The following is a 5523-nucleotide window of genomic DNA, read 5'->3' as shown; positions in this document are numbered from 1 at the left end:
GGCGGCAATAGCGCGGTGGTCCCACCTGACCCCATGCCGAACTCAGAAGTGAAACGCCGTAGCGCCGATGGTAGTGTGGGGTCTCCCCATGCGAGAGTAGGACACTGCCAGGCATCAAACAAAGCCGAAAGCCCTGAACTGACGTTCAGGGCTTTTTGCTATGGGGAAAATAAATTCCCTGGCTGTATTTATTGCTTATAGAAATACCTCTATTGGCATATGCTGCTTATTTTCATAAGGAAGCATAATGTTTTTTGTCAGAGAAAAAGCTAGCTAAATATATAATTGATAGCTCCAGATTATTATTTAAATAATAAAAATATCTATTTATGAAGATGTTGATGAGAATTATCCGGTTATATCAAGGATAAATCTTAATTCTCCAGTGTATTAGGCGATAAATTTCACGTTAATTAAAACAAATATTAGCCAGACGCCTCGAATCGAGTAGACTAGGCGAAAGATTATTTCTTTATGGGTACTGAACGTTATGTCTACTGAAAGCGCGTCTTTAAAAAACCACAATACGTTTGCGCTCCCGGTCAACGCAGCGCACCTGATCATGGCCGATAGAATTGAGCTGATGCTCAAAGTGTGGCAACAAACGCGAAAGCGTCAGGAGCCGCTGCTGATTCTCGGTGAAGGTAGCAACGTGCTGTTCCTGGAGGATTTTTCTGGCACGGTAATGGTCAATCAGTTGAAAGGTATCGATGTTCGGGAAGATAACGATGCCTGGTATCTCCACGTCAGCTCCGGTGAAAACTGGCATGACCTGGTGCAATATACGCTGCAGGCCGGGATCTGCGGCCTGGAAAACCTGGCGTTGATTCCTGGATTGGCCGGCTCCGCCCCTATCCAGAACATCGGCGCCTACGGCGTCGAATTGAAAGACGTCTGCGAGTATGTCGATCTGCTGGACTTCTCTACCGGTGCTATCGATCGCATTCCGGCTGCCGAGTGTGGTTTCGGTTACCGGGAAAGTATTTTCAAACACCGTTTCCAAACCGGGCATGTCATTGTCGGGCTGGGCCTGCGTCTCAACAAACAATGGCAACCCAAATTGAGCTACGGCGATCTGGCCAAGCTGGATCCCGCCACGGTGACGCCGCTTCAGGTATTTGAATCCGTATGCGCCATGCGCCGCAGCAAGCTGCCCGATCCGCGTGAAACCGGTAATGCCGGCAGCTTCTTCAAGAATCCGCTGGTGAACGCAAAGAAAGCCGCAGAACTCATCGCCAAATATCCCGGCATGCCGCACTATCCACAGCAGGATGGCCAGGTGAAGCTGGCCGCCGGATGGCTTATCGATCAATGCGAACTGAAAGGATATCGTATCGGCGGCGCTGCGGTACACCGTCAGCAGGCGTTGGTGCTGGTGAACATCGACAACGCCCACAGCCAAGATGTGGTGGCGCTGGCGCGCCACGTACGCAAGACAGTGGCCGATAAATTTGGCGTCTGGCTGGAGCCTGAGGTGCGTTTTATTGGCGCGACCGGTGAGCTGAATGCCGTGGCGGTGCTGTCATGAAAGATACCAAGGTTCCGTTAAAACTGATCGCGCTGCTGGCCGACGGTGAATTTCATTCCGGGGAACACCTGGGTGAGTCACTGGGCATGAGCCGTGCGGCGATCAATAAGCATATTCAGACCATTCGCGAATGGGGGCTGGATGTCTTTACCGTGCCCGGCAAAGGCTACAGCCTGCCTGGCGCCATCCAGCTGTTGGAAGCCGAGCGCATCCTCAGCCTGCTGGAAGACAAGCGTGTAAGCGTGTTACCGGTGGTCGATTCCACCAACCAATACTTGCTGGACCGCATTGCCGAATTGCACTCTGGTGACGCCTGTGTCGCTGAATACCAGCAGGCAGGACGAGGGCGCCGCGGGCGGCAGTGGATCTCGCCATTCGGCGCTAATTTATACCTGTCGATGTTCTGGCGACTGGAGCAGGGGCCGGCTGCGGCCATGGGGCTTAGCCTGGTGATCGGGATGGTGATGGCGGAAGTTCTGCAGCGTCTCGGTGCGGCCGATGTGCGCGTGAAGTGGCCTAACGATCTCTACCTGAACGATCGTAAATTGGCGGGGATCCTGGTCGAACTGACGGGGAAAACCGGCGATGCGGCTCAACTGGTCATCGGTGCCGGCATCAACCTGGCGATGCGTGATACCAATGCCAGCGCCATTACTCAAGGATGGATTAACCTACAGGAAGCGGGAATTCAGATCGATCGCAATGAGCTGGCTGCAACCCTGCTTAATGAACTGCGTCAGTCGCTGAAACAGTTTGAGATAGACGGACTGGCGCCCTTTATCGGTCGCTGGCGTACCCTGGATAACTTTATCGACAGGCCGGTCAAGCTGCTTATCGGCGAGCGGCAGATTGTGGGTATCGCCCGAGGAATCGATTCGCAGGGCGCGCTGCTGCTGGAACAAGACGGGGAGATCAAGCCCTTCATCGGTGGAGAGATATCGCTGCGCAGCGCAGAATAGTTAGAGAAAGCAGGGGACGGCAACGTCCCCTGAATCGATCGGTAGGCTTACTTTCTTAAACGCACGCTTTCAACGGCGTGGTTAGCGCTTTTGGTCATGATCAGGCTGGCGCGTTCGCGTGTAGGCAATATATTCTGCTGCAAATTCAACCCGTTAATTTCATTCCATAATTGCGTGGCGATATTAATCGCTTCCGGTTCCGGCAATTTTGAATAGTGATGGAAATAAGAATCGGGATTGGAAAATGCGCCTTGACGGAATTTCAGGAAGCGATTGATATACCAGCTTTGCAATAGCGTCTCCGGAGCATCGACATATATAGAGAAGTCGACAAAATCGGAAACGAATACGCGATGCGGATCGTGAGGATAATCCATGCCGCTTTGCAATACGTTAAGCCCTTCCAGGATCAAAATATCCGGTTGCTCGATGACTTTATTACCTTCGGGCACAACGTCATAGATCAAATGAGAATAAACCGGAGCGGTGACGCGTTTGGCGCCGGATTTCACTTCCGACACGAATTTCACCAGGCTATGCATATCGTAAGACTGCGGGAAGCCTTTTTTCTTCATCAGACCGCGCTCGTTCAGCACCTTATTAGGATGCAAGAAGCCGTCGGTCGTGATCAGCTCCACGCTGCGATGTTCAGGCCAGCGGCTCAGCAACGCTTGCAACAGACGAGCGGTCGTGCTCTTACCAACGGCTACGCTGCCGGCGATGCCGATGACATAGGGAATCTTTTGCCCGTCGGTGCCGAGGAATTGCTCCAGCACCGCCTGTCGGCGCAGGTTGGAACTGATATAGAAGTTCAACAGCCGTGACAGCGGCAGATAAATCTGCGCAACTTCTTCCAACGAGAGATCTTCGTTAATCCCTTTCAGTTTAACGATCTCTTCTTCCGACAACGTCAGCGGCACCGAATCTCGCAACGCCGCCCATTGGGTACGATCGAACTGTAGGTAAGGCGTTGCTAAAGATTGATCTCTTTTTATCATAAGCCAAATTCTGCCTGTTAACGCAGGTTGGGAAAGGCGCCGGACGCCAACTCCAGAGAATAAACAAGCTGCATATTATAGACAGCTTCGTTTTTGGCGTAGACTTTTTTCGCAAAAGTTGTCGATAGGCAGCAGTTTATGTCAATTGTGCGAAGCGGCGCGCAGTTGATAAAGCGGGGTTGCAAGGCGGCATCATCGGGGCCGGATACCGCCTGAAGGTTAACTGGCGATGGCGCGCGAAGGTTGGTTCACGGTGAACAGGCGTTTATAATAAATAACGGTCGGATGGTAATGCCCATCGGGCCCCGCCGCATAATCCGGCAGCTCGCCCAAACAGCGATAACCCAGGCTGCGATAAAGCGCTTCTGCTGCCGAACCGGCCTGCGTATCCAGGTACAATAGCCCGCGTTGCTGCTGCAGCGCTACGTGCTCCAGCGTCTTCATCAGCGCCTGACCTACGCCGTTGCGGCGAGCGCGGCTATGCACCAACAGCTTCACCACCTCCGCACGATTACGGCCGTTCGGCTTCTGACAGAGTTCGAGTTGCACGGTGCCAACGACGCCGCGCTCGTCGCGGGCAATCCACAGCAGCAGTTCACCTTTAGCCAGGGCCGGTCGCAGACTGTGGAAGTAACTCTCGGCGTCTTCGTGAGGGATTAAGGTGTCGTAACCGACAGAAGCGCCGTGCGTGACGGCATCGGTCAACAGGCGGGCTAATTCATCCCGGTAAATCGGCAGCGTAGCGGCGTTGATAGGCACTATTTTCATGAGTCATTCCTCCAGATATGGGGGTAATGAAGAGAAGCAATAACTGAGCCACAGCGGCGAAAGGCATGACGACGGCAAAAGGGTGAGGGATCAGTGTAGCTCACGCCTCGGTCCGGGGCAGGTATCCCCTTTTTGGTGCATCGATCCCGCTCACAGTTTACCGTTGCGGGTTAAGTGTTTTGAGAAGCCCGACACGGAGAAAGCGGCGCTCAAGGCTTGCAAAAAGTGGATAAAATTGTAGAGAATGATTGCCGCGAGTGATGAATGTTTGCACGCCGCAGGCTGCGAATTGCATGACAGTATGCAAAATTGACTGATTTGTGAGCGAAAGTGCGCGTAAAGCAATTTTTTTGTTGCATAGGTCGCCCGCTCTACCTAGAATGCGCTGCACTTGATGCCGGCTTAGCTCAGTAGGTAGAGCAACTGACTTGTAATCAGTAGGTCACCAGTTCGATTCCGGTAGCCGGCACCATTCAAGTCACAAGTAGTTAAAATCTGGTGGGGTTCCCGAGCGGCCAAAGGGAGCAGACTGTAAATCTGCCGTCACAGACTTCGAAGGTTCGAATCCTTCCCCCACCACCAAATCTTGCCTTCGGCGATTAACTGAAATGCGATAAATGCCGCAACGGTTGATAGCGGGAGGAGAGGGCGAAAGCCTTCGGCAAGGTTCGAGCTGTGCAGCGCAAGGCGCAGCCGGCCCGAAGGATGCGAGCCGAGTGATGAACAATCCTGCTCCATCCCAAAATTCTACAGAAAAATCAGGTAGCCGAGTTCCAGGATGCGGGCATCGTATAATGGCTATTACCTCAGCCTTCCAAGCTGATGATGTGGGTTCGATTCCCACTGCCCGCTCCAAGATGTGCTGATATAGCTCAGTTGGTAGAGCGCACCCTTGGTAAGGGTGAGGTCGGCAGTTCGAATCTGCCTATCAGCACCACTTCTTAATTTCTCGCCCCCTGATTTTCTTTCTGTTCTGGATTCAACGAGCAAATGCTTGGTTGATGTGGTGATACCACCGATTTATCCGTGTCTTAGAGGGACAATCGATGTCTAAAGAAAAGTTTGAACGTACAAAACCGCACGTTAACGTCGGTACTATCGGCCACGTTGACCACGGTAAAACTACCCTGACTGCAGCGATCACTACCGTACTGGCTAAAACCTACGGCGGTTCTGCACGTGCTTTCGACCAGATCGATAACGCGCCAGAAGAAAAAGCTCGTGGTATCACCATCAACACCTCTCACGTTGAGTATGACACCCCGACTCG

General features: G+C 52.7%; 5 protein-coding genes, 4 tRNA genes, 1 rRNA gene and 1 other RNA gene. 9 read left to right on the top strand and 2 right to left on the bottom strand.

Annotated elements, in window-relative coordinates; all coding sequences use genetic code 11:
- The 3 genes from rrf to birA form a co-directional block, all read left to right on the top strand.
- Positions 1-113: ribosomal RNA gene (gene rrf / locus ACJ8MK_RS25830) — 5S ribosomal RNA — on the top strand; the annotation flags it as partial.
- Positions 114-490: 377 nt separating this feature from the next.
- Complete coding sequence (gene murB / locus ACJ8MK_RS25825; RefSeq protein WP_060457318.1) at positions 491-1528, top strand: UDP-N-acetylmuramate dehydrogenase; 1038 nt, start codon at positions 491-493, stop codon at positions 1526-1528.
- Positions 1525-2487: a bifunctional biotin--[acetyl-CoA-carboxylase] ligase/biotin operon repressor BirA gene (birA, locus tag ACJ8MK_RS25820; protein WP_033636716.1), complete on the top strand. Its 963-nt coding sequence runs from the start codon at positions 1525-1527 to the stop codon at positions 2485-2487. The genes murB and birA overlap by 4 nt, the downstream gene beginning before the upstream one ends.
- 47 nt (positions 2488-2534) lie before the next feature.
- On the opposite strand, the gene coaA is transcribed toward birA, so the two are convergent.
- The gene (gene coaA, locus ACJ8MK_RS25815; RefSeq protein WP_033636718.1) at positions 2535-3485 is read right to left on the bottom strand and encodes a type I pantothenate kinase; all 951 of its coding nucleotides are present in this window, start codon (positions 3483-3485) and stop codon (positions 2535-2537) included.
- Between the two features lie 219 nt (positions 3486-3704).
- Positions 3705-4253 carry a GNAT family N-acetyltransferase gene (locus tag ACJ8MK_RS25810; RefSeq protein WP_033650029.1) on the bottom strand — a complete coding sequence of 183 codons (549 nt, stop codon included), beginning with the start codon at positions 4251-4253 and terminating at the stop codon, positions 3705-3707.
- A gap of 396 nt (positions 4254-4649) precedes the next feature.
- Here ACJ8MK_RS25810 and ACJ8MK_RS25805 point away from each other — a divergent pair.
- The 6 genes from ACJ8MK_RS25805 to ACJ8MK_RS25780 form a co-directional block, all read left to right on the top strand.
- Positions 4650-4725: transfer RNA gene (locus ACJ8MK_RS25805), tRNA-Thr, on the top strand.
- Between the two features lie 25 nt (positions 4726-4750).
- Positions 4751-4835, top strand: a tRNA-Tyr gene (locus ACJ8MK_RS25800).
- A 46-nt stretch (positions 4836-4881) separates the two neighbouring features.
- Positions 4882-4997, top strand: a non-coding RNA gene (locus ACJ8MK_RS25795) — RtT sRNA.
- A gap of 36 nt (positions 4998-5033) precedes the next feature.
- A tRNA-Gly gene (locus ACJ8MK_RS25790) sits at positions 5034-5108 on the top strand.
- 6 nt (positions 5109-5114) lie between these two features.
- Positions 5115-5190: transfer RNA gene (locus ACJ8MK_RS25785), tRNA-Thr, on the top strand.
- A gap of 109 nt (positions 5191-5299) precedes the next feature.
- Positions 5300-5523: GTP-binding protein (locus ACJ8MK_RS25780; protein WP_008502775.1), on the top strand; the 224-nt coding region annotated here is incomplete at its 3' end.

Origin of the sequence: Serratia sp. CY38905 (assembly GCF_052168875.1) — a bacterium.
GTDB lineage: Bacteria > Pseudomonadota > Gammaproteobacteria > Enterobacterales > Enterobacteriaceae > Serratia > Serratia sarumanii.
Note: the sequence above shows the minus strand (reverse complement) of the source record. Positions and strands in the feature narration are given on the sequence as shown.